Annotated in this window: 31 protein-coding genes; 11 read left to right on the forward strand and 20 right to left on the reverse strand. The window is 60.0% G+C overall.

Annotation, left to right across the window (positions count from 1 at the left end; translation table 11 throughout):
- Positions 1–138 precede the first annotated feature (138 nt).
- The 3 genes from AC1DF8_RS21655 to AC1DF8_RS21665 form a co-directional block, all read right to left on the reverse strand.
- Entirely contained in the window at positions 139–363 is a 225-nt protein-coding gene (locus tag AC1DF8_RS21655) for a hypothetical protein (protein WP_478154909.1), read from the reverse strand.
- A 46-nt stretch (positions 364–409) separates the two neighbouring features.
- Entirely contained in the window at positions 410–652 is a 243-nt protein-coding gene (locus tag AC1DF8_RS21660; protein WP_478154911.1) for a hypothetical protein, read from the reverse strand.
- Between the two features lie 246 nt (positions 653–898).
- Positions 899–1,258: a hypothetical protein gene (locus AC1DF8_RS21665; RefSeq protein WP_478154913.1), complete on the reverse strand. Its 360-nt coding sequence runs from the start codon at positions 1,256–1,258 to the stop codon at positions 899–901.
- A 153-nt stretch (positions 1,259–1,411) separates the two neighbouring features.
- Here AC1DF8_RS21665 and AC1DF8_RS21670 point away from each other — a divergent pair, with 153 nt between their 5' ends.
- Entirely contained in the window at positions 1,412–1,597 is a 186-nt protein-coding gene (locus tag AC1DF8_RS21670; protein ID WP_183848977.1) for a hypothetical protein, read from the forward strand.
- A gap of 570 nt (positions 1,598–2,167) precedes the next feature.
- Positions 2,168–3,304, forward strand: coding sequence for a DNA topoisomerase IB (locus AC1DF8_RS21675; RefSeq protein ID WP_478154915.1), 1,137 nt, complete (start codon positions 2,168–2,170; stop codon positions 3,302–3,304).
- A 791-nt stretch (positions 3,305–4,095) separates the two neighbouring features.
- On the opposite strand, the gene AC1DF8_RS21680 is transcribed toward AC1DF8_RS21675, so the two are convergent.
- On the reverse strand, positions 4,096–4,920 hold the full coding sequence (locus AC1DF8_RS21680; protein ID WP_478154917.1) for a manganese catalase family protein: 825 nt from the start codon (positions 4,918–4,920) through the stop codon (positions 4,096–4,098).
- Between the two features lie 472 nt (positions 4,921–5,392).
- On the opposite strand from AC1DF8_RS21680, the gene AC1DF8_RS21685 reads away from it, so the two are divergent.
- On the forward strand, positions 5,393–6,010 hold the full coding sequence (locus AC1DF8_RS21685; RefSeq protein ID WP_478154918.1) for an alpha/beta hydrolase: 618 nt from the start codon (positions 5,393–5,395) through the stop codon (positions 6,008–6,010).
- A 139-nt stretch (positions 6,011–6,149) separates the two neighbouring features.
- Here AC1DF8_RS21685 and AC1DF8_RS21690 read toward each other — a convergent pair whose 3' ends face one another.
- Both AC1DF8_RS21690 and AC1DF8_RS21695 read right to left on the reverse strand, forming a co-directional pair.
- Positions 6,150–6,338, reverse strand: a complete 189-nt coding sequence (locus AC1DF8_RS21690; RefSeq protein WP_112543252.1) for a hypothetical protein — start codon at positions 6,336–6,338, stop codon at positions 6,150–6,152.
- Positions 6,339–6,895: 557 nt separating this feature from the next.
- Positions 6,896–7,168, reverse strand: coding sequence for a hypothetical protein (locus AC1DF8_RS21695; RefSeq protein ID WP_478154919.1), 273 nt, complete (start codon positions 7,166–7,168; stop codon positions 6,896–6,898).
- A gap of 460 nt (positions 7,169–7,628) precedes the next feature.
- On the opposite strand from AC1DF8_RS21695, the gene malQ reads away from it, so the two are divergent.
- On the forward strand, positions 7,629–9,458 hold the full coding sequence (malQ, locus tag AC1DF8_RS21700) for a 4-alpha-glucanotransferase (protein WP_478154921.1): 1,830 nt from the start codon (positions 7,629–7,631) through the stop codon (positions 9,456–9,458).
- 338 nt (positions 9,459–9,796) lie between these two features.
- On the opposite strand, the gene AC1DF8_RS21705 is transcribed toward malQ, so the two are convergent.
- The 6 genes from AC1DF8_RS21705 to treY form a co-directional block, all read right to left on the reverse strand.
- Positions 9,797–10,813 carry an alpha/beta hydrolase gene (locus AC1DF8_RS21705; protein ID WP_478154922.1) on the reverse strand — a complete coding sequence of 339 codons (1,017 nt, stop codon included), beginning with the start codon at positions 10,811–10,813 and terminating at the stop codon, positions 9,797–9,799.
- Positions 10,786–11,961 (reverse strand): zinc-dependent alcohol dehydrogenase, encoded by a 1,176-nt coding sequence (locus tag AC1DF8_RS21710; RefSeq protein ID WP_478154924.1) that lies wholly within the window; start codon positions 11,959–11,961, stop codon positions 10,786–10,788. The genes AC1DF8_RS21705 and AC1DF8_RS21710 overlap by 28 nt, the downstream gene beginning before the upstream one ends.
- A gap of 32 nt (positions 11,962–11,993) precedes the next feature.
- Entirely contained in the window at positions 11,994–12,350 is a 357-nt protein-coding gene (locus AC1DF8_RS21715; RefSeq protein WP_478154926.1) for an SPW repeat domain-containing protein, read from the reverse strand.
- Positions 12,351–12,626: 276 nt separating this feature from the next.
- Complete coding sequence (locus AC1DF8_RS21720; protein ID WP_246715729.1) at positions 12,627–12,842, reverse strand: succinate dehydrogenase, hydrophobic membrane anchor protein; 216 nt, start codon at positions 12,840–12,842, stop codon at positions 12,627–12,629.
- Positions 12,843–13,315: 473 nt separating this feature from the next.
- Positions 13,316–14,125 carry a mechanosensitive ion channel family protein gene (locus AC1DF8_RS21725; protein WP_478155088.1) on the reverse strand — a complete coding sequence of 270 codons (810 nt, stop codon included), beginning with the start codon at positions 14,123–14,125 and terminating at the stop codon, positions 13,316–13,318.
- 264 nt (positions 14,126–14,389) lie between these two features.
- Positions 14,390–16,927: a malto-oligosyltrehalose synthase gene (gene treY / locus AC1DF8_RS21730; RefSeq protein ID WP_478154928.1), complete on the reverse strand. Its 2,538-nt coding sequence runs from the start codon at positions 16,925–16,927 to the stop codon at positions 14,390–14,392.
- 334 nt (positions 16,928–17,261) lie between these two features.
- On the opposite strand from treY, the gene AC1DF8_RS21735 reads away from it, so the two are divergent.
- Genes AC1DF8_RS21735 through AC1DF8_RS21745 form a run of 3 tightly spaced genes read left to right on the forward strand, consistent with a single transcriptional unit; the run spans position 17,262 to position 18,104 of the window.
- Entirely contained in the window at positions 17,262–17,465 is a 204-nt protein-coding gene (locus AC1DF8_RS21735; protein WP_183890757.1) for a hypothetical protein, read from the forward strand.
- Positions 17,462–17,944 carry a DUF2243 domain-containing protein gene (locus AC1DF8_RS21740; protein WP_478154930.1) on the forward strand — a complete coding sequence of 161 codons (483 nt, stop codon included), beginning with the start codon at positions 17,462–17,464 and terminating at the stop codon, positions 17,942–17,944. The genes AC1DF8_RS21735 and AC1DF8_RS21740 overlap by 4 nt, the downstream gene beginning before the upstream one ends.
- Positions 17,937–18,104 carry a hypothetical protein gene (locus AC1DF8_RS21745; RefSeq protein WP_018114041.1) on the forward strand — a complete coding sequence of 56 codons (168 nt, stop codon included), beginning with the start codon at positions 17,937–17,939 and terminating at the stop codon, positions 18,102–18,104. The genes AC1DF8_RS21740 and AC1DF8_RS21745 overlap by 8 nt, the downstream gene beginning before the upstream one ends.
- A 90-nt stretch (positions 18,105–18,194) precedes the next feature.
- Here the strand turns inward: AC1DF8_RS21745 and AC1DF8_RS21750 are convergent, their stop codons facing one another.
- Positions 18,195–18,758 (reverse strand): NuoB/complex I 20 kDa subunit family protein, encoded by a 564-nt coding sequence (locus AC1DF8_RS21750; protein WP_112543261.1) that lies wholly within the window; start codon positions 18,756–18,758, stop codon positions 18,195–18,197.
- Between the two features lie 134 nt (positions 18,759–18,892).
- Between AC1DF8_RS21750 and AC1DF8_RS21755 the strand changes: the two genes are divergently transcribed.
- Complete coding sequence (locus AC1DF8_RS21755; protein WP_478154933.1) at positions 18,893–19,288, forward strand: hypothetical protein; 396 nt, start codon at positions 18,893–18,895, stop codon at positions 19,286–19,288.
- A gap of 16 nt (positions 19,289–19,304) precedes the next feature.
- Here AC1DF8_RS21755 and AC1DF8_RS21760 read toward each other — a convergent pair whose 3' ends face one another.
- The 4 genes from AC1DF8_RS21760 to AC1DF8_RS21775 are packed head-to-tail and all read right to left on the reverse strand — an operon-like array spanning position 19,305 to position 20,123.
- Positions 19,305–19,598, reverse strand: a complete 294-nt coding sequence (locus AC1DF8_RS21760; RefSeq protein WP_478155101.1) for a hypothetical protein — start codon at positions 19,596–19,598, stop codon at positions 19,305–19,307.
- On the reverse strand, positions 19,519–19,707 hold the full coding sequence (locus AC1DF8_RS21765) for a hypothetical protein (protein ID WP_183890749.1): 189 nt from the start codon (positions 19,705–19,707) through the stop codon (positions 19,519–19,521). Before AC1DF8_RS21765 ends, AC1DF8_RS21760 begins: the two co-directional genes overlap by 80 nt.
- A gap of 11 nt (positions 19,708–19,718) precedes the next feature.
- A complete protein-coding gene (locus AC1DF8_RS21770; protein WP_478154935.1) occupies positions 19,719–19,898 on the reverse strand; it encodes a hypothetical protein in 180 nt (59 codons plus the stop codon).
- A 9-nt stretch (positions 19,899–19,907) separates the two neighbouring features.
- Complete coding sequence (locus tag AC1DF8_RS21775; RefSeq protein WP_478154937.1) at positions 19,908–20,123, reverse strand: hypothetical protein; 216 nt, start codon at positions 20,121–20,123, stop codon at positions 19,908–19,910.
- Positions 20,124–20,417: 294 nt separating this feature from the next.
- Between AC1DF8_RS21775 and AC1DF8_RS21780 the strand changes: the two genes are divergently transcribed.
- From AC1DF8_RS21780 to AC1DF8_RS21790, 3 genes are all read left to right on the forward strand, one after another.
- A complete protein-coding gene (locus AC1DF8_RS21780) occupies positions 20,418–20,618 on the forward strand; it encodes a hypothetical protein (RefSeq protein ID WP_112543264.1) in 201 nt (66 codons plus the stop codon).
- Between the two features lies 1 nt (position 20,619).
- Positions 20,620–20,859 (forward strand): hypothetical protein, encoded by a 240-nt coding sequence (locus AC1DF8_RS21785; protein WP_478154939.1) that lies wholly within the window; start codon positions 20,620–20,622, stop codon positions 20,857–20,859.
- A 117-nt stretch (positions 20,860–20,976) separates the two neighbouring features.
- Positions 20,977–21,126 carry a hypothetical protein gene (locus AC1DF8_RS21790; RefSeq protein WP_478154941.1) on the forward strand — a complete coding sequence of 50 codons (150 nt, stop codon included), beginning with the start codon at positions 20,977–20,979 and terminating at the stop codon, positions 21,124–21,126.
- A 224-nt stretch (positions 21,127–21,350) separates the two neighbouring features.
- Here the strand turns inward: AC1DF8_RS21790 and AC1DF8_RS21795 are convergent, their stop codons facing one another.
- The 3 genes from AC1DF8_RS21795 to AC1DF8_RS21805 all read right to left on the reverse strand — a co-directional run bounded on the left by AC1DF8_RS21795 (position 21,351) and on the right by AC1DF8_RS21805 (position 23,152).
- Positions 21,351–21,863 (reverse strand): ferritin-like domain-containing protein, encoded by a 513-nt coding sequence (locus tag AC1DF8_RS21795; protein WP_112543265.1) that lies wholly within the window; start codon positions 21,861–21,863, stop codon positions 21,351–21,353.
- Positions 21,864–22,221: 358 nt separating this feature from the next.
- The gene (locus AC1DF8_RS21800) at positions 22,222–22,617 is read right to left on the reverse strand and encodes an oxidoreductase (protein WP_478154943.1); all 396 of its coding nucleotides are present in this window, start codon (positions 22,615–22,617) and stop codon (positions 22,222–22,224) included.
- 259 nt (positions 22,618–22,876) lie between these two features.
- Positions 22,877–23,152: a hypothetical protein gene (locus tag AC1DF8_RS21805; RefSeq protein ID WP_113207994.1), complete on the reverse strand. Its 276-nt coding sequence runs from the start codon at positions 23,150–23,152 to the stop codon at positions 22,877–22,879.
- Between the last annotated feature and the right edge of the window lie 90 nt (positions 23,153–23,242).

Genomic DNA, 23,242 nt, shown 5'->3' on the forward strand with positions numbered 1-23,242 from the left:
TTAGAGCTGGCCCTGGAGGTTCTGCCGCGCTGTTGATCTATACGCTAGCGCTACGTCCTGCGACCAGTCTATCCTCTTGCTGGTTGTCGTCGTGGTCAATGCGAACCGGACGCGCTTGCGAGGCGGATCAACGGAGAACTACAATTGCCTTTCGGCGGCGGAGATCTCGACCTGGGTGCTGACACGTTCGTCGTTCATCAAGCTGCCTTTCAGCATGGCCCGCGTGATCTTTCCGTTCCGATAAGCCTCGATCACTTCCCGGTGGTCCTCTTCTAGCTCAGCGACCGACGCGGGCTCGACAATCCCGAGCTCCGTCATGAAGCTGCGCAACCAACCGGATTTTTCTGCTTCAATCTTCGACATCAATAGCGTCCTTTCATGATCCTGACACTAAAAGAGCTTTTTCTGCTCAAGTGTCATCAATGACATCCGTCGACGGACGATCTTCGCCGCTAACCTCCTGGGTCTGCCACGCGCCGGTTTCATCCTGAAAGGTGATTTCGGTTGATTCCCCGCTGAGGCGCTGCCGGCTCGCCGCTGCGCGCGCCGCCTGCAGAGCCTCTTCGTGAGACACGAAGGTCTCCGACCAGACGTCCTCCATCCGATAGGCAAATCCCTCATCGTGTTCTGCGACATGATAGATCACGACCATTGCATTCTCCCTTTCTCCTAGCGACAACGATCAGAGAGAAAGGGAGTTCCCCTAAAGCCCGGACAGCCCGGCAGGAGCGAGCCAAAACACGGGATCGCGTCAAGGATGACCTTACGACCTGCCCAGCGGCGTGCGGCCACTAGCCCTACGCCCTATCTCGTCCATGACCCCCTGAAATCCGAGCAGGAGCACGCGGCATTGCCGGGCGGTAGAACCCAACCCTGCTGCCGGTAGACCTGGGCGAGCCTAGTGCCTTGTCAGGGTGACCTGTTGCGCTTCGACGTCAGTCATCGCGTTTTGATGCTCCAGCAAGAAGCGTTCGACATCTCCGCCACAAGCTTCCTTGATCTCTGCGACGCTGAAGCCTTCTTCCTTGCCCCTGTCGACCAGATGCTTCGCCTTATCCCGAAAATCCGACTTCTGGTGGTGGAAGCCCGGGGTGCCGATGATTTCCTGAACGCGATCATCCAGCCAGTCGTTTAGAATTGCCATTATCATCTCCCGTCCGATCAATTGCCATTTAGGTCCCGTTGCGCAGGAGGCAAGAAGCCTGTGATAATCCTGTCGAAGCTCGCGCAGACCTGTTCCAGATTCGGGGAAAGTCATATCGACCTCGGGCCGCGGCCGGTCACCATCAGGTAAAACTTGYACCGCGCGCCCTTAGTCCCGTTCAGGACAAAGGCTGGTCTTGGGTCCGCTAGCGTACCGCATCCTCTGCGCCAAAAGCGCGTTCAGCCTTCTCAGGAGAAGGAGGCAACCATGCCAGACACTGAGATCGTGCGGAAGAGAAACACAATGAATGCAGAGCAGAGGATGGATGTCCTGGAGCGGACGAACCAAGCGGCACGGGAGGCACTTGAAGAAGAGCGTCGACAGCGCGACGCCAAGACCGCCAGACTTCGGCTCGCGCGCATGCAGGCTGCGGCGCAAGCCCGCCAGCTCTGAGAGCAAGCGCTCCCTGCGTTTTCGTGCTTTCAGCCAGACATCTCGCAATCAGCTATTGCCCCCGAACTCGCATCGCGCGGCAAAGACCTGTGTCGGTTCGATATTGCGTCTGGTTCAGTCGGCCCTGCCAGGACCACTTGGTGCTGGACGGCTTGGTTTGGTCTTGTCTTGCTCGCGGGCTCGGCGTCCGTTCCAACCGTTTGCTTCGCCTTGCGTGCGGTGCCGCTATCAAAGGTGACGAGCTCTTTTGCGGAGCAAGTCGTGCTGCTTGTTGAGATTTAGTCTCTCATTGAGAAGGGTCGCGATTAGTGCCACTTGCCGGTGCCGGAAAGTTGTGGTCCGAACAAGAGCGCCTAGGTTCGCATCACCGTGGCGGAGGCGGGTCTTTAGACCGCGGTCTGGTAGGCATCGGGGTAATCATCAAGAAACGTGATCTGCCGTCTCACCGCCTCACGAAGACTCAAAAACTTCGTATGCCATCCCACCGTTTAGAAGTGTCAGCCGAAGCGAACCGCACCGGGATGCGTTGTCCCTGAGGGAACCGAATCAATGTCTCCAAGTTACCGGCAAATGAACCACATCGTCACCGGCTTCGCTACCATGGGCGCGGAGGCCAAGCTTGCCTCTGGCCTCGTCTACGTCCCCGGTCTTGAAACGGGCATCACCCGGGACAAACGGGGGGACTTCTTCGACTATTACAGGCCGGACGGCAGGCGCATCACGGAACCGTCGGAGATCGAGCGGCTCAACGCCCTCGCGATTCCGCCCGCCTATGAGAATGTCATCATCTCGACCAACCCGTTTTCCCACCTGCAGGCTGTCGGAACCGATGCCCGCGGAAGGCGTCAGTATCGCTATCATCCCGAATGGCATGCGGAGCGGGGCAAGGCAAAGTTTGATCGCCTCGGCGAGTTTGCCCGCCGGCTTCCCGACCTGCGCGAGAGGGTTGATAGCGATCTTCGTTCACGCGGCTTTACCATGGACAAGGCATTGGCGACGGTCGTCTGGATGCTCGACAATCTTTACATTCGAATTGGCAACGCGGCCTACGCCAAGACGAACAAATCCTATGGACTGACCACGCTTCGAAGTCGTCACGTCGTCGTCGAGGGGGGTAGCGTCAGGTTCCGCTTCAAAGGCAAATCAGGCAAGGAGTGGAACCTTTCGCACAGCGACCGCCGGATCGCCAATGTGGTGCGCAAACTTCAGGAACTACCGGGGCAAAACCTGTTCCAGTATATGTGCGAGGACGGTGCATGCCGCCAGATCACGTCGCATGATGTGAACTGCTATATCAAGGACATTACGGGAGAAGATTTCAGTTCGAGACAATTCCGAACCTGGGGTGCCACATGCTTGGCGGTTGAGGCGCTTGCGTCGATCAAGGCGGCGTCCACCAAACGCGAGCTCTCCCGTCAGCTGAACCAAGCCATAGACGGGGTCGCCGCAACACTCGTCAACACGCGATCCGTCTGCCGCTCGTCCTACATTCATCCCGCGGTTTTCGAGGACTTCGAGGCCGGGTCGTTGAGCGATGTCCTCAAGCTGAGGACGCGGAGTACTCGGCTTCTGGATTGGATGGACTTGGACGAAATCAGAGTGCTGAAATGGCTAGGCAAGCGTTCAGCTGTTCCGTGCCAAACGAGCCTGCTTCCGGACATGTCCATGGTGACGGAGGAGGGTACGAACGATCCAGGATCAAGTTGACGACCACGGACTTGGGGGTTGAGCGGCATCACGGAGCGGATCGATCCGGTGGAAGAGCGCCGGCCAGGCGGATGACGTTGTTCGCAAGTGGTTCCGTGCTGCCTGTTCCCAGCGCAGGGGCGCGACCTCGAACGATGCGGAGATGCGAAGGCGCAAGCACGGCGAACGGATCGTTGAGAGTAATTCCCTCAGGTTCATTATAGCACATGATCTGGTCGGGTCCGCGAGCGACCTTAACTGGCGTCGACATGAGGGCGGCCATCGCTCCGAATCCAGGACGGGGTAGTTCCGTCCCGAACCACCCCGCCTCTTGGGCGTCGCCCCCCGGCGCTGCCCCTCCCTCACTGGAACACGAAGGTTGATCAATTCTCGCCTGAAATCAACAGGCAGAGGTAGGCTGGTACGCAAGCGAACCGAAACTGCCACCCCGCGGCCGGACTGGTGGCGCAGGCAACGAGCAAACGCCGCGGACTGGCAGCCGGTTTACCAGAAAACCTCAAAGGCCATATGCGACACTTGTTTGGAACAACCGGCGGCGATTCCGTCGAACACAAATTGTCCACGAGACGTGGAAGCTGACAATACGTAAGGAAGCGAGCACCTAGATTTGCCGCCCCTCCTCAGCAGCGACGCTGGTGCTCCTTCACCCCAGTTGCTGGGCGGGCCTGGTCCCCTCTGTCTTGATGCCGACGGGCTATGGCTGGAGGCCGTGATTGAATGGTAGACGGAAAAGACAAAGGCGACCACCCGCCCTGTAGCTAGGTATGGCGGGCTGAAGCCCGCCATTAACGTTACATCTGTTCGCTTTGGGCGCCGCTATTGGGGAGGGCTGGGCCGAACGCCGGTTCAGGACCAAGCGGCTTCATCAGGGCGCTCACGAACTCGCCCTTGCCATCGACGGAAGGTCCCTGCGACCACCGGCCTGCAGCGGGTGCGCTGCCGTCTTGATGGAATCCGAGATAAGCGTAGCTGAATTCCTGGTTTTCCTGCTCCTGGGGGAAGCTGTTGGGGATTGGAAAGACGCCCGTGGATCCGCCGAGCTCCTCGAGGGCTGCCAGCCACTGGTTCTGGTGCATCGTGTCGCGGGCGATCAGGTAGGACAGCATCTCCTTCATGCCGCGGTCGTTAGTCAGGTTGTAAAGTCGCGTTGCCAGTACGCGGCCGGTCGACTCCGCAGCGACATTGGCGGTCATGTCTGCGGCGATGTTGCCGCTCGCGTAAATGTGGGACATGTTGAACGGAACACCGTCAGAGTCCACCGGCATTGCCGACAGACCGGCAGACAGCAGGTTCTTCAAATTGATGCCACCGAGGACCGCGCTTGCGACTGGATCGGCAGCCACTTCGTCCTTGACCGAAACCGGAGCACCTTCAAGGTTGAGAGCAACCGCCGTCGCAAGCATCTCGATATGGCCCAGCTCTTCTGTGGCGGTGTTCATGAGAAGATCGCGAAACTTCGGATTGCCGCGCGCGCCACAGGCCTGGAAGAAATATTGCATGGCGACCCGGATTTCGCCCTCGACGCCGCCGATTGCCTGCTGCAACGCGCGGGCAAACTGCGGGTCAGGCGTTTCAACACGCACGGGAAATTGAAGCTTGTTGTCTGTATAGAACATTGACTTCTCCTTGGGTTGGCAAGGCCTGCTAACCATCCCATCACGCGATTGTTCCCGCCAGGATTGGAGCTTTCGCCGGCAATTCGGTGGCCCTTTCGCGATGGAGGCGATCTCAATAGCGAGGCACCGCCAGCGCTCCTGCCGCATGTGGAGATCTGCCCGAAGTGAAGGAACGCCAGCGAAGGACGCTCCCGGCGCAATTTGATCCGGCGTCGACCGCGCTTGCAGCGATGATCTGCCTGGGCCGACGCTTTACTGGAGAGCGACGCTAAAAGCGGCCGGGACGGAGGGGCTCTGTCGCCCAGCGTACGCAGCAACACCGGATGCTTGCGACCAACGCGGTAGAGACACATTTACGGGCGTGCCCGAAAAAAAGCAGTTGGCATGGCCGCTGCAAGGTGGCGGTCTCACTCGGCTTCGTCTGTTGCGCCACGGCCGCCCCACCTTCCAATCGCAATATCTCAAGGATCCCATGACTTCGCGCGATAGTCTCGTCATTTTCTTCCATGGTATTGGTGCGTCAGGCGCTCAGATGATGCCGCTTGCCTCATCCTGGCGCTCGTCGCTTCCAAACGCGCGTTTCGTTGCTCTCGACGCGCCCTTTCCCCACCCGCGTGGCCATCAATGGTTCAACGTCGACGCTTATCAGCTCCAGCCCGAACGGATCGAGGCTGTGCGGGCCGCCTTTGATACAGTCGTTGGCGAGATCATCGACAGAGAAGGATTTCGCAACGCTCACTTTCGCGTCGCATTCGTTGGCGTGTCGCAAGGCGCGATCGTCGCCCTCGACGCGGTTGCCAGTGGCCGCTGGACGATTGGCGCGCTCGTTTCGTTCTCGGGTCTTCTGCCGCCCACGCCCGTCTCTTCCAAGAGCAACGAGACGCCGATTCTCCTGATTCACGGAGAGGCCGACCAGACGATACCGGCTTTTGCCTCGACGATGGCTGCAGCCCGTCTCGGAGCCGCCGGATTTAAGGTCGAGCTCGAGGTAGAGGAGGGTGTCGGACATACGATTTCCACGCGGGGAGCTGCAAAAGCGTTAGGCTTTCTTCACAAGTTACTCCTCCCTGTGGGAGCTGAAAAGCGTTAGCCTCTTCCCGAGCTTTGTGAATGCCCACACGCGCAGCAATTTTTCGTCCGTGCCAAAGGCGCCTATGGCATGGGCACCTTCTCGCTCTACCCTCGGCCCGCGCCTAATCAGCGGGCGAGATTACGCAGCCGACATGCTCTCAACGCGTAGTGCGCGGTATGACGCAGTTGGTGAGCAGCTCATGACGGGTCGCGAAGGCGCCAAACAGGCGGAGGAGGTCACGTGTTTGTTTGTCGTCGAGCTTGTGGTCGCTTGCAAAACGCTTGACGTCCAACACCTCGTTGGCCCGACCTGCGACAATGGTCCTGGGATGGAAATGGGTACTCATTTTGATATGCTCTCCGCATTGCGGCATGAAAACGCGGAAGGCGACAAATCGTTCCGGCCGGAATGCCGCCAATCTTCCTAGATCCGTGCCGGACGTCAAAGGTGAGGGTCCCTCCGGGCCCGAGATGGGCGGACGTGACAGCGCGCTTGCCGCGATTGCATTGGCCAAACGGAGCAGCACTTGCCGGCCTGGCGCGCCGAAGCCTCCGCTGCGCTTCCTTAGCCCACGACGCCAGTCGCTTCCACTATCCTGCCGACATCATTGTCCATTGATAGCTTGCCACCGGTTTGGTCGCATTACCGCGAAGCCGATTGTAGAGAAGACCATATGCCCAATCGAAGTCATTGCTTTCGCGCCGAAACGACACGGCGGTACATCGAACGCGTTTTCGGGCGGCTGCGCAAAAACAATGCGGCAGATGGGCGGTAGTCGCGCTTCTTGCGAGCGCTGCGCGCCCGGCCCGTCCGTCCCGCGGATTGCGAGCTCCCGGAGACAGCCACTCTGAGGGGGCTGTCGCAAGATCGGGCGATCGCAGCCGCGCGACGCCGAGACGAATACTATTGGGTGTTTTGGTGCCCCGGTAGCGCTCCGGGCTGTGCGGGCGCAGCAGGAAGTGCCTTGTCCGTGCCTTCACGATCAGGCGGTACGATAGGCGCGGTCGGCGCCCTGGAGACATAGAGCCCGCCAATCACGGCCAGAATCGCAATCAGAAAGGCCCCGATCATCGCGCCGACCGATCGTCGTGGATCCTGCCTGATCATGCCGAAGGCCAAGGCAAGCCCGAGCAAGGCTGCGCCTCCTGCCACGACGAAAAGCCAGATATAGTTCATGTCCACCCTCCAGTTGCTACCGGCTCAAAACCTGGTTGAGGCGGGCTTGTTCCAGGGCGTGCGTTAATCAGGATCGAAAGCTGCGTCCCAACCGACTGAGAAGCGGAGAACTCAGCGGCAGTAACACCCGATCGACACGGAACGAATTTGATCGCCCGAAGTTGAGCTGCGAGCCAATAACGGAGTGCCACGATGGTTGAACATCAGCTGCCGAGCCGCCAAGCGCCGGAACGACCCGAAGGACCTCAGACGCAATATGCCGAAGGAGGCGATCCCGACTATCAAGCGGTCACCGATGTCGCAATTGCGCAAGATCGCAGACAATCGTCACTGCCTGACTACACGCTTTTGATGAAACAAGCCCTCGACGGGCGCGCTTAGGCGTACCGCGCATCGCCGGCCGTTCCTGCTTATGAAATTCGGCCTTAACGATAGGCGCATGTACTGACGGAGGTCCAGCATGAGAGAGGCCGCCACCTCGATCCAACGTCTGGCTAGGCAAAAAGGCATCGAGCTCGTTCGCCCCTCGCCCGAGGGGCATGCAGTGCGGGTCTCTGACGACAATCTGCGCACTATGCTTGTTGCGCTCGGCGAGACTGCCGACGGCGTCCCTTCTGGGGAAGATAGCCGGTGTCATGCGCCTGCTGATCTTGTCGAACAACCGGCTTGGGGGCTCAGTCTGCAGCTTTACGAGCTGCGCTCCGGCCGCAATTGGGGCATTGGTGACTTCAAGGATCTTTGGACTGTCTGTGGCATGGCCGGCAGGCTCGGCGCCGATTTTGTTGGCCTCAATCCCCTGCATGCCGGTTTCCTTTACGATGCCGCGCGGTGCAGCCCTTATGAGCCCTCCAATCGCAGGTTTCTCAACCCCCTTTATATCGCCGTGGACGAGGTAGGCGGTTTCGTCAACGACCCTGCCATCGAGGCGCAGCTTTCAGAACTACGCGCAAGATCGCTCGTCGATTATGAAGCCGTGGCACGCCTGAAGCTCGGCGTCCTTCGCACGATTTTTGAAGCGGGTCGAAAAAGCCCTAATGTCGCATTCGAGGAGTTCGTCAGCAAGGGCGGTGAAAGCCTGCGCCTTCACGCCCTGTTCGAGACTTTGTCATCCGCTCAGTCCGCGAGAGGTTCAGGCGCCGGCTGGGGCTCTTGGCCATCGGAATATCGATCGCCCCACACCGGTGCCGTCGATGCTTTCGAAAAGGAGCATCATGCTGATATCGCGTTCCATCAATGGCTGCAGTGGCTCGCCCATGTGCAGCTATGCGAGGCCCAGGAATGCTGCCGCAAGGCCAATATGCGGATCGGCCTTTATCTTGATATCGCAGTTGGCGAAGCACTCGACGGATCGGCCACCTGGAGCGAGGAACCCTCCTATGTGGCCGGGGCAGCTGTTGGCAACCCGCCCGAGCCCTTCGCGACGCAGGGGCAGGACTGGAAACTGGCGGCTCTGCACCCCGATAGGATCACGGCCGGTGAACCCTCCCCCTTTACCCGCCTGATGAGGGCTTCGATGCGGTATGCTGGCGCCATCAGGATCGATCATGCGGCCGCCTTCGCTAGACTGTATCTCGTTCCCACCAATGCCACCCCGGCAGACGGCGCCTATGTCCGTTATCCCGTTGATGACATGCTGGAACAACTGGCGAACATGTCGCGCCATTACAAATGCTTGGTCATCGGCGAAGACCTCGGCGAGATTGCAAGTGGGCTTCGCGAGGACCTCGCCGTGGCCGGCGTCCTTTCCTATCGCATCCTGTCCTACGAGCAGACAGAGGAAGGCTTCGTTCTTCCGGAACACTACCCGCAGCTCGCGCTTGCCTGCGTCTCCACGCACGATCATCAGACCTTCGCCGGATGGTGGAAGGGCGCCGACATCGCTCTTCGACTGGAACATGAGCTTGTGTCGGAAGAAACAACCGTTCAACATCAAGACAACCGCGTTAAAGAGCGCAAGCGGGTGCTGAAGGCTTTTTCAGCTTTGGGTCTCCTTGCCTCAGACGCTGGTGCACCGGCCAGCGAGCCGGAAGAGCTCGCCATGGCCGCGCATGAATTCATCGCCATGACGCCCTCGATGCTGGCCTCCGTTCGTCTGGCGGATCTGACGGATGAACCCGCACCGACCAATATTCCTGGCACCGACAGGACTTATCCGAACTGGAGGCCGAAGCTCTCGGTTGATCTCGAGATTCTTGAAAAACATCCGCGCGTTCGACGTGTCGCCGCAATCATGAACCGGTATCGTCCACGCCATGCCAGGAGATCCAAGGGCGAGCCTACACCGATTTGACGGCCTCGTATCGTCTCGCGCTCGCCAGTGGAGGAGGGTGGATTGTTGGTCGGATTTGCGCACGCGATACCATCACCTGGCGTGATCGGCCAGCGAGATACCTGAAGGGAATATCGAAGCTTTGCTTCTGGTACCCTGCCGGCGCCGTAGCGACCGGACCTTGAAGGCCTCTGTTGTCGTAGGGGGCTCATCAAATGCACGCCACTGCCTTTTCTCCCGCCTCATGACCCTCGCGTTCGGTCCCGCGGGACCCTATTTCCTCGTGCGCTGGAGGCTGTCTCAGGGGGTCTGCGTTGCGATGTTGAGCCGTCCGCCGCCTCAGGCGTGGGATGTCCCGATCAAGGCGGCTCCTCCGCGACCGGCGCAATAATCGTCCGCATCCATTGGCGGGCGAACCTGTTGGTCTTGGCGGCGAGAGCCGTCGGCATTCTATTAAAGCCGTGCACCGCTTCAGGAACCAGGATGCAGCGAACATCTCCTCCGGCGCGTCTCCAGCGTCGGAAGACCTCGATACTGTCATCGGCGATGGGATCGAGGCGGCCTGCGATCAGGAGGGCCTGGGGAAGTCCCTCGAAATTGCCCTCGGCCGGTCCGCCTCGCTTTTCCTCGGGCAGTGATGGCGTCAAGCGGCGCAGATTTTCAAGGGCTGAAGGTCCATCGATGAGCAGGCTTTCGGGGATGCTTTGTCGAAGGCTGGGCGAACCCTTTAGATCAAACGCCCCGCATATGGCATAAAATCCCTTCACGACATGCCCGCAACCGACGGCACGGAGATGGAACAGGGCTTCCATTGCGAGATGAGCACCCGATGATTCACCCGAAAGCACGATATGTGGAACGCCGAAACGAGCAATGTCCGTCGCCAGCCACTGAGTGGCGGCCAGGGCGTCCTCAAGCGTTCTCGCAAGATTATCATCCGTCGCATTGCGGAAATCGATGACGGCAACGGCGGCACCACAGTCGGTGGCGATCTGGCTCGCCAACCGATCTTCCAGCCGCGCATCACCCATCACCCAGGCGCCACCATGGAAATGGACAACAAGCGCGCGCGCCCGACCAGAAGGATGGGTAACACGGATGGACAGCGGGCGGTCCGGCATTGTGAGAACCGACACCTGCGAGCGCAGGCGCCTGACGTCAGAGGTCAGTGCATGCCAGGTTCTCGTCGCAATCTGAACGAGGCGCGCATTCCAGCGGCGGCCGGTTTTGAACCGGGGCATCCACGACAGAAGCCGGTTGAAGCGGCGCGCCTGTCGCAGATCCTCTTGCGATAGGTCGAAGGGGCAGGCCGCTCTACTCGTGGCCACCTCATCAGCGACGGCCGAGCCTATGGCGTCATCACGACCTTTATGCATTTGTCCTTCTTGTCTCGGAACGTCTCATAGAGCGCCGGCCCCTCTTCAAGGGTCGCGCGATGAGTGATGATGAAACTCGGATCGATTTCGCCCTCTTCGATCCGGCGAAGCAGGTCAAGGGCGTAGCGATTGACGTGGGTCTGGCCCGTCCGGATCGTCAGTCCCTTGTTCATCGCGGCACCAAACGGGATCTTGTCAAGCAGGCCGCCGTATACGCCCGGCACCGAGACAATACCACCGGGCCGGCATGCCATGATGGCGGTTCGCAGCACATGAGGGCGGTCGGTCCCAAGTAAGGTGGCAGCCTTGACCTTGTCGATGACGGCATCGAACGACGCCGTGGCATGCGATTCTGCGCCCACTGCATCGATGCATTTGTCGGCGCCGTGGCCAGCTGTCATTTCCTTGAGAAGTTCGGGTATGGTATTGTCGATTTCGTCGAAATTGATCGTCTCGGCGCCCGCCTGCCGAGCAAGGGCGAGCCGCTCCGGCACATTGTCGATTGCGATGACCCTCGCGGCGCCCTGCATCAAAGCGCTTTTGATGCAGAACTGACCGACCGGGCCGCATCCCCAGATGGCCACGATATCGGTCGGCTCGATCTCGCAGTTGGCTGCGGCCATCCAGCCCGTGGGGAATATATCGCCAAGGAACAATGCCTGTTCATCGCTCATTCCATTGGGGATGACGATCGGAGAAACGTCAGCGTAGGGAACGCGCACGTATTCGGCTTGTCCACCCGCGTAGGCGCCGGTTAGGTGGGAGTATCCGAACAGGCCTGCCGTGGGATAACCAAAGGCTTTCGTGGCATTTTCGGCATTGCGATTGGTCCGCTCACAGACCGACCAGTTGCCCTTTAGACACTGCTGGCATTCGCCGCAGCATATGGTGAAGGGCACGACGACGCGGTCGCCGACCTTCAGCTTCTTGTTGTCGGCGCCAACCGCCACGACCTCGCCCATGAATTCATGCCCGAGAACGTCACCTTTCTCCATGAAGGGAATATAGCCATCCATTAGATGAAGGTCGGATCCGCAGATGGCGCATGCTGTCATCTTGATGATCGCATCTCGTCCATCCTCTATCACCGGATCCGGCACCTCGTCGCAGCGGATGTCGCCCTTGCCGTGCCAGCACAATGCTTTCATGGTCTTGTTTCCCTATATTGAGCGTGAGTGCTCTACTCCCCCGCCGTGCCTTGAGCGTGGGTGCGGGTTGTTGCGCTCAAAAACAGCGCCAAGGCGCCGATGACATAGTAGGGCCACCGGGACGGACCGGGCAGATCGGCGGCCACCGCCAGAAGTAACAGAATTGCCCCTGAAAGCGCGTCCAGAAACAAATGCAATCGAATGCGCAGAAAGCGGATCACGCCAAGCTCGTAGTCGGTTGCCAGACTGTAAAGAAGAACGAAGAGGCCAAGAGACATCGTCAGCGCCCGAGCAGGGCCATCGATAGTGACCAGCAAGGGCAAACCAATCAAGAGTAGTCCGACGATGTAGTCGACGGATGCATGAATGACTGTCAGGATGAATCGCATGCGGCCTCCTGCAGCTTGGCGTCACGCTCTCGGAACCTGGGGGTGTTACGATTGTTCCTGATGCGGTGGCAAAAACCTCATACGTACGATTGCCTGGTCGTGCCGACCAACGAGAGCGGGATCAAGAAAATCGCGAAGGCTGGCTCGACGGTTGGCGCGCAAAGGTCTAGGCCTGGTGCACGCCGTCGGCTCCGCACTGGCGTGATCGAAGGCTGGTCGACATTATCATCGCCGCTGATCGGGTGTCACAGATGACGGCAGGAGGCCATGATATCCTCAAGCCTGGACGCTCTGGAACATCATTCGAAGGATCGCGATCACGCAGACCATGCATACCGACCACGTAAAGAAGGAGTTGAGGAAGAGTAGCGCGAGCTTGCGCATGGGACCATGGATATAATCCTCGATGATTGCGCGCATGCCGATATCCATATGGATCGCGCTGAGGACGATGAAGCCTGTGAGGGCAGGCGCGATCCAAAAAGTGCCCATGGATGCGACCACGAACGCTCGGTCACGCCCGAAAAGGTAAAATCCCAACGCCGATCATATAATGGCGTCAGAAGGCCGAGGGCGAGCCCAGACGCCTGTTTGAACACATAGGATCGCGTCCAGCCTTTCGCAGAGCCCAGACCCCTAACCCGTCCGAGGGGTGTTGTCATCGCGTCCTTCCCTTGTGTCCCGCGCCATCTGGGACGCGGGCATGACAAACACCTTCACCTGAAGCGTCAAGCCTTCTTCATGACCTCGCCCCTTTCGTACGGTGACCGACAAGCGAGAAATCTCTGGAGCATTCTGCCAGGCGGGCCGGCGATCAAACGTCGCGCCTTCGGTCCGCGTCCTGATCCCGCAGCAATGCTCAGGAAGGCGACTGACGCCCTCGTGCAGGGATAAAATATGTCCGGACGTTGCAGAGCCGGCAGCGAGTGCCTTGGCTTGAGCACATTGAACTAGCGGTCCGTCGTCTATTTGATTGCGATCTCCCTATCCTTCAGGCCTGACTTGAGCCTGTCGATCAGGTCATGGCGCGTCTCCGTCCATTCCCCGGTTGCCGCCCAATATTCAACCTTGAGGGTCGTCTTTTCGGGTGACAGGTCATCGGAATAGACGCGTGGCAACGGCTCGCGGCGAACACGAGTGTCGGAGGCGATGATGTCGAGCAGCGTTCGTTTCGCGAGATCGACATCGGCATCGTTGCTGACGGCGATAGACAGTTCCTGCCTCCTTTCCGGCTCCCGGCTGTGGTTGACGATCGGCGTGTTCCACAAGGTCGAATTGGGAGCGAGCAGATATAGACCGTCGGCTGTGCGCAGCTCGGTGGCAAACAGCCCCACTTCAATGATCTTGCCCTTGATGCTCGAAGTTTCAATATATTCCCCGACCCGAAAAGGACGTAGGACGAGAAGCATGATCCCGGCTGCGATATTCTGCAGCGTGCCCTGAAGAGCAAGACCAATGGCAAGGCCGGCAGCGCCGAGAGCGGCGACGATAGAGGCGGTCTGAACGCCGAACTGTCCCAGGACCATCACGAAAACGAGGATCAGGAGGCCGTAATGCAGGACATTTTCAAAGAAGCGGGCCAAGGTCTCATCAATGCCGTGAATGCGTGAGAGGCCCTTATAGGCCCACCGGCTCACGAACCCCGAAAGTATCCATCCCCCCACGAGGAGCACCAGGGCACCCGCAAGTGATAGACCATAGTGAATGGCAAGCGTGCCCAACTGGGCGAGCGCCGTCGGCGTGGCGGCAATTGATTCCGCTGTTGTTTCCATAATCTGCCTTTCCATCGGCGCGACGCAGTCCTCGCGTGGCGGCCGGCGCCGCTAATCTGAATAGGGCCGCGCGCCCTGGTGATAAACTTCATGAAAGGGCGCGGATGCCTCGCCAGAAACTTGAAGGCCCGCGGAAAAGTTCCGACCCCGAAACCCGAGCGCCTGCGTATGCAGGTCGTCGAGCGCCAATGCCGCCGCCGCCCACCAGATGGGTTCGACGGCTTCCAGATCCCCGTCGCAATGCCGGTGGCGCGTCCTAAGCAGGAGCTAGTCTGCCCAGAGAACCATAAAGGGCTCATCCTCCCGCAGATCGACCGTAAGGGTCTTCGCGAGTTGAACGCTGGCGCTGCTCCACAGGTTGCGATAGGTGCGGTTCGCAAGGACCGGTGGCAGAGCAATCTCCGGCTGGGCCAGACGCAGCACCTGCGACGTTGCGGGTGCATGCAGGACGTTGAAGACAAGCCGGGGTGCGACGACGATCAGGGCATGATCTGAAACGGACCGCGCGAAGGCCACTATCCTTTGCGCGCCATCCCCAGTGGCAGCCAAGGGCAGGTAGTCACCTTTCCTAAAAAGACCGGGCGCCTGATGTCGAAGGCCAAGCAGGGCCGAGACGAGTTGCTGCTTGAAACCGGCTGTCTGCCAATCGGTGTTGCCGCCGTCTGATCCGAAAAATTGAGACGGGAGCTGCTCTTCTAACGCCGCGAATTCCGGCTCCCGGCGGTTATCTGGGTCGACGAGGCTGAAATCGTGGCCCTCGCTTCCCTGGTAGATGTCGGCGACGCCCGGTGCCGCCAGTTTGATCAGCGTCTGGGTGAGGCTGTTTGCGAGCCCCGCGCGAATAAAGGGTTGCAGCGTTTCCACGAAATCGGTCTTGAACCCCCTGTTGTCAGGCGACAGGAGTGCGCGGGCGTAGTCGAGGACGGCTGCCTCGTAGGCGTCGTTCACCTCACCCCAATTCGTGCGCAGTTTGGCCTCCCGCAACGCCTTTTCGAGATAGGGCAGGAAGCGTTCTTGAAGAGCCTGAATGCCTTCGTCGTCATCCGCGACAAGGCCGACAGGCCAGGCTCCCGCGAGCGCCTGGTAGATCATCCATTCGACTGCGGGCTCCGGTGCCGGGCCGTCGGGTAGATGCTGGACGTTGGCCCGGCTCATGCCGCGCCAGCGGTTAACCGCCTCCACCCAGATGCCGGGAGCCTCGGTGAGGCTGTAAAGGCGCGCGCGGGCGTCTTCGCCGCGCTTGGTGTCGTGCGTCGACGTCGCGGACAGGCCATCGGGTTGGGTGGCGAGACGTTCCGACATCTCAGCATGGAAGCGTTCAACTGAGAAGCTGCGCGGCATCGGCTCCGCACCCACCTCGTTGAGCGCCAACACTGCATTGTGCCGGTAAAACAGTGTGTCTTCCAGCGATTTCGCCATCAACGGTCCGGTCAGCTGCTGGAACCGCGTGCGAAACTCCGGGGCTGCAGCCGATGCAAATCGGGCGTCATCTTCCTTCAGGATGCGTGCGATGAAGGCGACCGTCTCGAGATCGGCATCGCCGGGCTCGCGTCGAACCGCGCCCAGCACCTGGTCGAGCATGGAGCGACTTTCCGGCGGCAATCCACGGAAACTGCCATAAGTACGATAAACGGGAAAAGCGACCAGCAGCTCACGCAGCCCCCTCCGTAGCGCGCTGTCGGCAAGAGACGGATGGGGCGGCTCCTTCGAGCTGATTTCCAGCGCGAGAGCAAGGAGGGCGGAGAACTCGCCGGCGAAATTCTTGTCCACCATCAGCAGTTTTGCCTCGCGCAGCTCCTGCTTGACGTCAACCGACGCGCCCGTCGATCGGGCATAGGCGTCGCGCAGCTCGCCAAGGCCGGTGGCGTCGACCAGCGCCTGGCCGACGGACGAAATGAATTCATAACCGGTGGTGCCGGCGACCGGCCAGTCTCGCGGAAGGCGCTCGCCATGGCCGAGGATCTTTTCGACGGTAATATAGCAGGCCGGGCCCGTCTTCGATCGAAATCGGTGCAGATAGGAGGCTGGATCCGCCAGTCCGTCGATGTGATCGACGCGCAAGCCGTCCACCATTCCGTCACGAACCAGCTCCAGGACGAGGCGATGGGCATCGTCAAAGACCATGTCGTCTTCAACCCGGAGCCCGACAAGCCCGGTGATCTCGAAAAAGCGGCGATAGGACAGGTCGCTGGCCGCATCCCGCCAGGACATCAGCCGATAGGGTTGCTGATCGTGGAGACGCGCAATGCCCGCCTTGTCCGATATCTGCAGGACGGCACTTTCGCGCCCGGCATAGCTGTCCGGCGTCATCGGATAGAAATTGTCGAAATAGGCGAGCGCCGGCTTGCCGCTTCGAGGATCGGCTTTTACCGACACATCACCGGCCGCAAGGACCCTTTCGAAACTGTCGCCGAGAAATGGCAAGGTCAGGCGGCGCGACCAGTCAATGTCGAAGTAGCGGGCAAACCGGCTCTGTTCGCCAAACTCGATGACGTCGCGCCACCACGTGTTCTCCAATGACGCTGCCATATGGTTCGGCACGATGTCGAGAATGAGCCCGAGCCCCTCTGCCCTGAGCGCCCCGATCATGCGGTCAAATCCGTCGCGGCCGCCGATCGCCGGGTCGATTTCATTGGCATCGGTCACGTCGTAACCATGCGTGGAGCCGGGCGCGGCCTTGAAGATCGGCGAGGCGTAAAGATGGCTGATGCCAAGCCGTCTGAGATAGGGCGCAAGCGCACCCACGCGATCAAACGTCATGCCGTTGCGAAACTGAACTCGATAGGTAGCGGTCGGAATGGTCATGAAGAGCCTTCGGATGAGAATGAAGAAGGGTTGAAACCTGTCGCAGGAAACCCTCGGCGCGTGCTCTTGTTCCCGATCCTGGTGCTTCCAGGCGAAAGCCGAAACGTCGACGTGCAGCGGTGGGTCGCAGGTCGCCATCCGGCTATCGGCATGACGGGCATTGGCACCTTCAAGAAGAGGCTTCTGGCGTGGTCCGTCGCACGGCCGAAGCTTCCTTGCGCTCGCCATGGCCTCGCCAGCCGAGTGACGCTGCGTACGCTAGCGAACGATTGCCAGCCTCCGGGAACCAGTCACGGGCACTCAGGTTCGGTGATCAGATGACAGGAGAACGAGGATGCATGCGGCAGACTGGATGACGATCTTTTCAGCTATCACGCTGGCGAGCTGGATAGCTGCCGGGGCGACGGCGATCTTCGGCGTTCACAAGGAGGTTAGGCATCCGGCCGCAACCCATGCGGCTGAATGGCTGATGGCGGGTTTCATGCTCATTGGCGCCACCTCCGTCACGATGATCATTCTGCTCTCGGCGCTGTCGTGACAAGTGTCAGCCCCCGTATCCCGCCGGTCTTTCCCTTCTCCGCAGGATTCTGTCTTGGTGTCGGTCTCGGCGGATATCTCGATGGCGTCGTGTTTCATCAACTCCTGCAATGGCACCATCTCTTCAGTTCCTGGTATCCGATCACATCGGTCGAGAACCTGCAGTTCAACACATTCTGGGACGGCGTGTTCCACTCGATCGCCTACCTGTTCATCCTGGCCGGCCTTTTTCGCCTGTGGCGCGCGGCGCGTCTTGTTCACTTCAGGTGGTCGACCCGGTGTCTGACGGCCTCCGTTTTGGCCGGATTTGGCACCTTCAATCTCATCGAAGGCCTTGTCGACCACCAGATGTTGGGTATCCACCACGTCAATGAGACCGTTCTCCGTACGAACTGGCTGTATTGGGATATCGCCTTCCTGGCCTGGGGCGGAGCCATGATGCTGATAGGCCTGTTGTCGTGGAGGCACATCCATGCGTGAGATCGGAGCCGTCCTTTTGAAAGAGGCGCTGACAGCGTCGATCTGGTCATCCTTCGGCCTTGGCGTCCTTGCCGCCACGCGGCCGGTCTGGTCCCATTTTCTGTTCGCAGAAACCGTCTCGCTGGCCGACCAGCTTTCCCTTCGCTGTCTCGGCTTTTAAGTCGTGAATGCAGCCATTGCCCGCATCGCGAGCGTCAGCCCAGCCGCCTGGGCCATCCGACATGAGGCAGGCGGCGCCGCCGGCCGTTTGTTATCGCTCGATCGTGCCGTTTCTCCGTATCTTTCTTTGTAGAAGGAGTATGCCGTAAAGCAGCGCTTCGGCCGTGGGAGGACAGCCCGGCACGTAGATGTCGACGGGCACGACGCGGTCGCAGCCGCGCACCACAGAATAGGAATAGTGGTAATAGCCGCCGCCATTGGCACAGGATCCCATGGAGATGACGTAGCGCGGCTCAGGCATCTGGTCGTAGACCTTGCGCAGCGCCGGCGCCATCTTGTTGCAGAGCGTGCCGGCGACGATCATCAGATCCGACTGGCGCGGACTGCCGCGCGGGGCGATGCCGAACCGCTCGACATCGTAGCGCGGCATCGACATCTGCATCATCTCGATGGCGCAGCAGGCAAGACCGAATGTCATCCACATGAGCGAACCGGTACGCGCCCAGGTGATGAGCTCGTCGGTACTGGTAACGAGAAAACCCTTATCGGCGAGCTCGGCGTTGATGATGCCCATCGTCGGATCGTCGCGCCGGCCTTCGCCCGGAAACTGGAATTTTGCGGGCGCCGGACCGGAACGATCGGGTTCATTTGACATGGTGGATCTCCTGCGTTGTCTACCAGACAAGCGTCGGTGTCGGAAGTTCCCGGATGAGGTGCCAAAGATCGGCTCGGCGCGGTGGGAACACGCGCGAGCGTTTTCAGTTGGAAGCCGTCAGATGCGAGGTGCTCATGCGGCTTGTTCCTTCACTCGTGCACGGTGTTGCCGACTATATTTCCGGCGCTGCGATATTAGCGGTACCTGTAATCGTTCAAGAGCCGGAGCCCGCGCGACACGTGATGATGATTATCGGCACCCTGGTTCTTCTCAATGCTGTCCTGACCAATTACGAACTTGGCATCCTGCCCGTGATTTTGCTTCGCCTTCATCTGCGCATCGAAGCTGTCTTCAGCGTCCTGATGATTGTCCTGCCGTTCATTGTCACGCTCAGCTTGTCGATGGCCGTCATGACGCGCGTATTCGGCGTGACGTTTCTGGTGCTGGCGGCATCGACAGTGCTTTCAGGCAAATCTCTCGTCGGCCATGATCGTGCCGGGCCGCGCACGCGGCGATCAAGACAGGAATGAAGAACACGATCGTCGATCAATGCCGCTGGTCGTGACCGGACGCAGGCGAGGCGATCTCGCTCAGCGCCTTCGCGATCGCCAGGGCGAGGCTGGCGGCCGCTTGCGCGCGAGCCTCCGCGGTGGTCGAATTGGCAAGGCCATAGGCGTGTCTGCGGACGATGGCGATGGCGCGCTCAAGCGCCCAGGATGGAGGAGCCGGGGCATGACCTAGCTCCGCGTCGCGTCCCGGATCACTTGCGCGCGTCATCATGGCTATGGTGGCGATCTCGTTCGCCGCCCCCGCCCGACACGCCGCTGCGTGTCCTGTCATTGGATTCGGCGGGAGGTTTTTTCACCTGAAGCGGCGCCTTGGCGTTTTCATGTGACGCGCCCGGCCCGCCTTGGCGAATGGTTGATGGGCTTTTCGATGATGTCGACATGGCTCCTCGCTCTACCGGTCCTGCTGATAGCCCTGATGGGTGGTGTTGACCTTGCTGTTACCCTGTTGTCCGATCTTGTCAGGGTTTTCCGCTGGCTTTTGCCCCACTGACGCATTGTTCTCCCGGGGCGCCCGGCCGGAACCCTTGTCGGACCTGTTGGCAGCCGGGACGGGGGGAAGTTTGCTGTTCATGATATGCTCCTAGTCCGGATCTCGGTTGGCGGCATGTTCCTGGTATTGTTCGCTCTGGACCGCCTTTCCATCGAGGCCGCGCTCGCGAGAGTGGCGCGCCTTGTCCCTGTTGGATAGGACCATGTTCTCGGGCAACACGTCCGGCTCCAGATCCGTCATTGCGCCCGATCCGTCTCTCTTGCCTTTGGCGCCGGCGCCGATGTGCTTGTGATCTGCGTTTGGCATAAAATCCTCCTATTGGGTGTTGGCTCACCTGCTCCCAACAACCAGCCCGTATTGAAGTTCCGCGACCGGATGGCTGCATCAGGGTCAAATTGACAAAAGGCTGATGCGACGCCCAGGCGGAACGAGGACGAGGAATATTGAAGATCCGATTTGCCGGCCTCGGTCGTGACCTCATCGCCTTGTTCTACGTTAGGAGCGAGCCCCCCTGAAATATTGGCAGGATCAGATGCTGCGGTTTGGCGGGGAACATCACCTGTCGTTAAATGTTATGACTCAGATGAAAGGAGATCGATCATGGGAATGAACAAGCCAAAGGATGGTGCCCCCGGCACGACGGATCAGTCGCCGCGCTGGGAAGGTCCGCAGGAAAACACCCCGAGAGGCTATCTCCCGGCCAAGGACAATCCGGACCTGGCTGAAGATGCCAATGGCGAAACCAATGCAGATCCCGAGGTGAAGAAGATCTCGGATGGATACAAGCAAAAGGGCGAATGATATGTCCGATGTCAGGAAAGATGCCCAGGGCCAGTTCGCACCGTCGCAGGCCGACCGCAAAGCAACAGGCGTTGCCAGTGCCAAGCCGACTGTGATCACCGGCTCCGAGGACGCGACCGCCCACAAGACCCCGCCGGGCGATAAGCCGGTGAAGGAGTGGGATGTCAATCACGATCCGTCGAGTTCGAATGAAGGCGACACGCGCCAGGTCGGACATCCGTTTCCGGCTCCGCGGGCCTGAGCCGCTCCGGGATCGATAGCCTCCCCGTGCACCAAGGCTGGACCGATTTGCCACCCGCCCTGGGCTATCCCATTTTACTTTTGAAACCAGGCCCGGCAGAATTTTCAGGAGCATTTCATGTCAGACGGCAATCAGGGACCCGAATGGTGGTTCGCCTGGGTTGGAACGACCAACACCAACCTTGGAATGGCACGGTTTTTGGCTCTTCCTCTTGTCTTCATCGCGATATTTGGAACGGTCATGTGGCTGGCTTTGCCCTCCACATGATCCACTGCTGCACGGAAGCGGTCGTTTCAGCGTCGATCCAATGGACCGCAGCTTTGTCACGGCGACCACACGTCGACGACGCCGATCGGCCGACCCCCTCAAAATGGGAAGCGCTGTCAGGCACCGCAAATTCCATATGCGTGGGCGCGCCTGCTCACATCTGCCGGGGCATGGTGCTGCACGCCCGATTGCAAAATGCTTTGCGACCGCACCATGGCAGGCGATCAAATCTTTGCGTTCTTTCCAGACATGCGTAAGGACAGAAATTTCTCTGTTAGCTGTGTGACATGGGCGTCGAGCCACTCGGCCATGGCTTTTTCCTCGCCAAGATTGGCTTTCAATCCAGCGACCGCGGACATGAATCCGCCCGCTTCCGCTACTGCCAGCAGAGATTTGTATGCGGCGATCTCGAAATTTTCAAAGGCGAAGTTGGCGAATGAGTCTTTCAGGATTTCATCACCCGCGACCGTATGGCCAAGTGCAGCCATCGATCCCGTGAAAGACAGAGCCATGTCCTTCAGTGTCGAATGGTCTTCATCAAGCCCCGCCAGGATTTCCTCGATGCGGCGGATCTGTCCTTGCGTCTCGGTGATGTGCTGGTCGAGCTTCCTGGCCACTTCCGGATAGTTTTCAATGCGGCCAAGCTGCGGCTTCATGATGCTGAGCGCCTGGTTTTCCATTGCATGGGCGTTGCGCAGGCCGACGATAAAAACGCTGCGGGTCTCGTTGTCTGCCATTGAATGTCCTCATAAGTTTCAGCCGTCAAGGCGGGTTCCCAGCTCGAACTTGATCATGGCGCCCGTGTTCCCATGCCTGGAACAGACGACCGCGTGCGTCCGGTACCGTACCAATGGCGTCGCGGGCGCGGCGTTCTGGGGTCGAGCGGACCGGAGAGCGGGATGATGATCACGCCGAACCCCGCGCTGGAAGGCTTGGAGGAGGAGGACCAGGAACCCTCATCGACATCGAGAAAGATGCACTCTCCACCTTGGTTTCGCGACCGCTGGAAAACTCTTCGCAGAACTTGCCGAGATGGTCGGCCCGCCACACCGGTGACGGGCCAGAGGAGAGCGAGATGCCACCGCCGCCGCGCAATCAGCAGGCGTTGGCGGCTCCAGATTGAGTGGAGCTGGTGGGAGCAGGGTTGCCGGTGCCGCTGTCTGTCGTGCGCTGGCAGTCGTTTGGATCGCCACCCGAAGCACCGGACGTGCTGGTATTGTCGGAGGGGTTACCCGCATCCGCGCCGGAACCCGTTGAGTTGGCGCCGGTGGAGTTGCCGTTCATGTTTGCACCGCCCGTCGTGGCATTGCCCGAGCCGCTTCCGTTATTGCTGAAGCCGCCGCTGTTGGTGCCGGATGCATTGCTACCCGAGGAGGAGTTGCTCCCGGACGTGGCGCCGCCTGCTCCTCCCGAGCTTCCAGAGGACTGGGCCATTGCCGAGGCGGCAAGACTGAGTGAGAGCGCGGATGTTGCAAGTATTTTCAAGATCATGAGTATCACCTCTGGTTGTTCATCATTGCAGCGATTGATGGATGATCGTTGCATGGCGCTAACCACAAGTCGGGGGCAGGGTTCCTTCGGTACAGGCGCCATCCGCCTGTATGTGCGCCAACGTACGAAACTCCTGTCGGTCGGCTCGAGATCGCCGGACAGGTAGGACCCGTGACGCCCAAGCCACGAGCGCACGTGATGCGCCACATCTCTCCGGCCTTTTTCGTCGCTCTGACGATATGCGCACCACTCCAGGTCCCTAGTCGTTTCTGAAAACGTCGGGCAGGTAATGACGGTCGATGATGGCGAGGGTCCTGTCGGGGCGAATGACATAGGTCTCCTCGACCCGCCGTCCCCATTCGTCCGTAAAGTCGTGGGGAAAAGTGGACCCGACCGGCGAAAGGGTCAATCCGCCGTTCGGCTGACCCCTGTAGGTGATGCTGCCGACAATAGGAGAGAGCCCCTCGCCGTTTAGGTTCGAGGTGCAGCCCGTCAGCCAACCAATGCACAGGATGGTGGTCGCGATGATTTTCATGATGACTTCCGGTGTGAATATGACTGGCGGCGAGACGTAAGGGCACGCGTGCATCGCGGAAAGGGCAACCACCCGGTTTCGGTTCGCAGT

This window comes from Rhizobium sp. 05N49 (assembly GCF_056396805.1).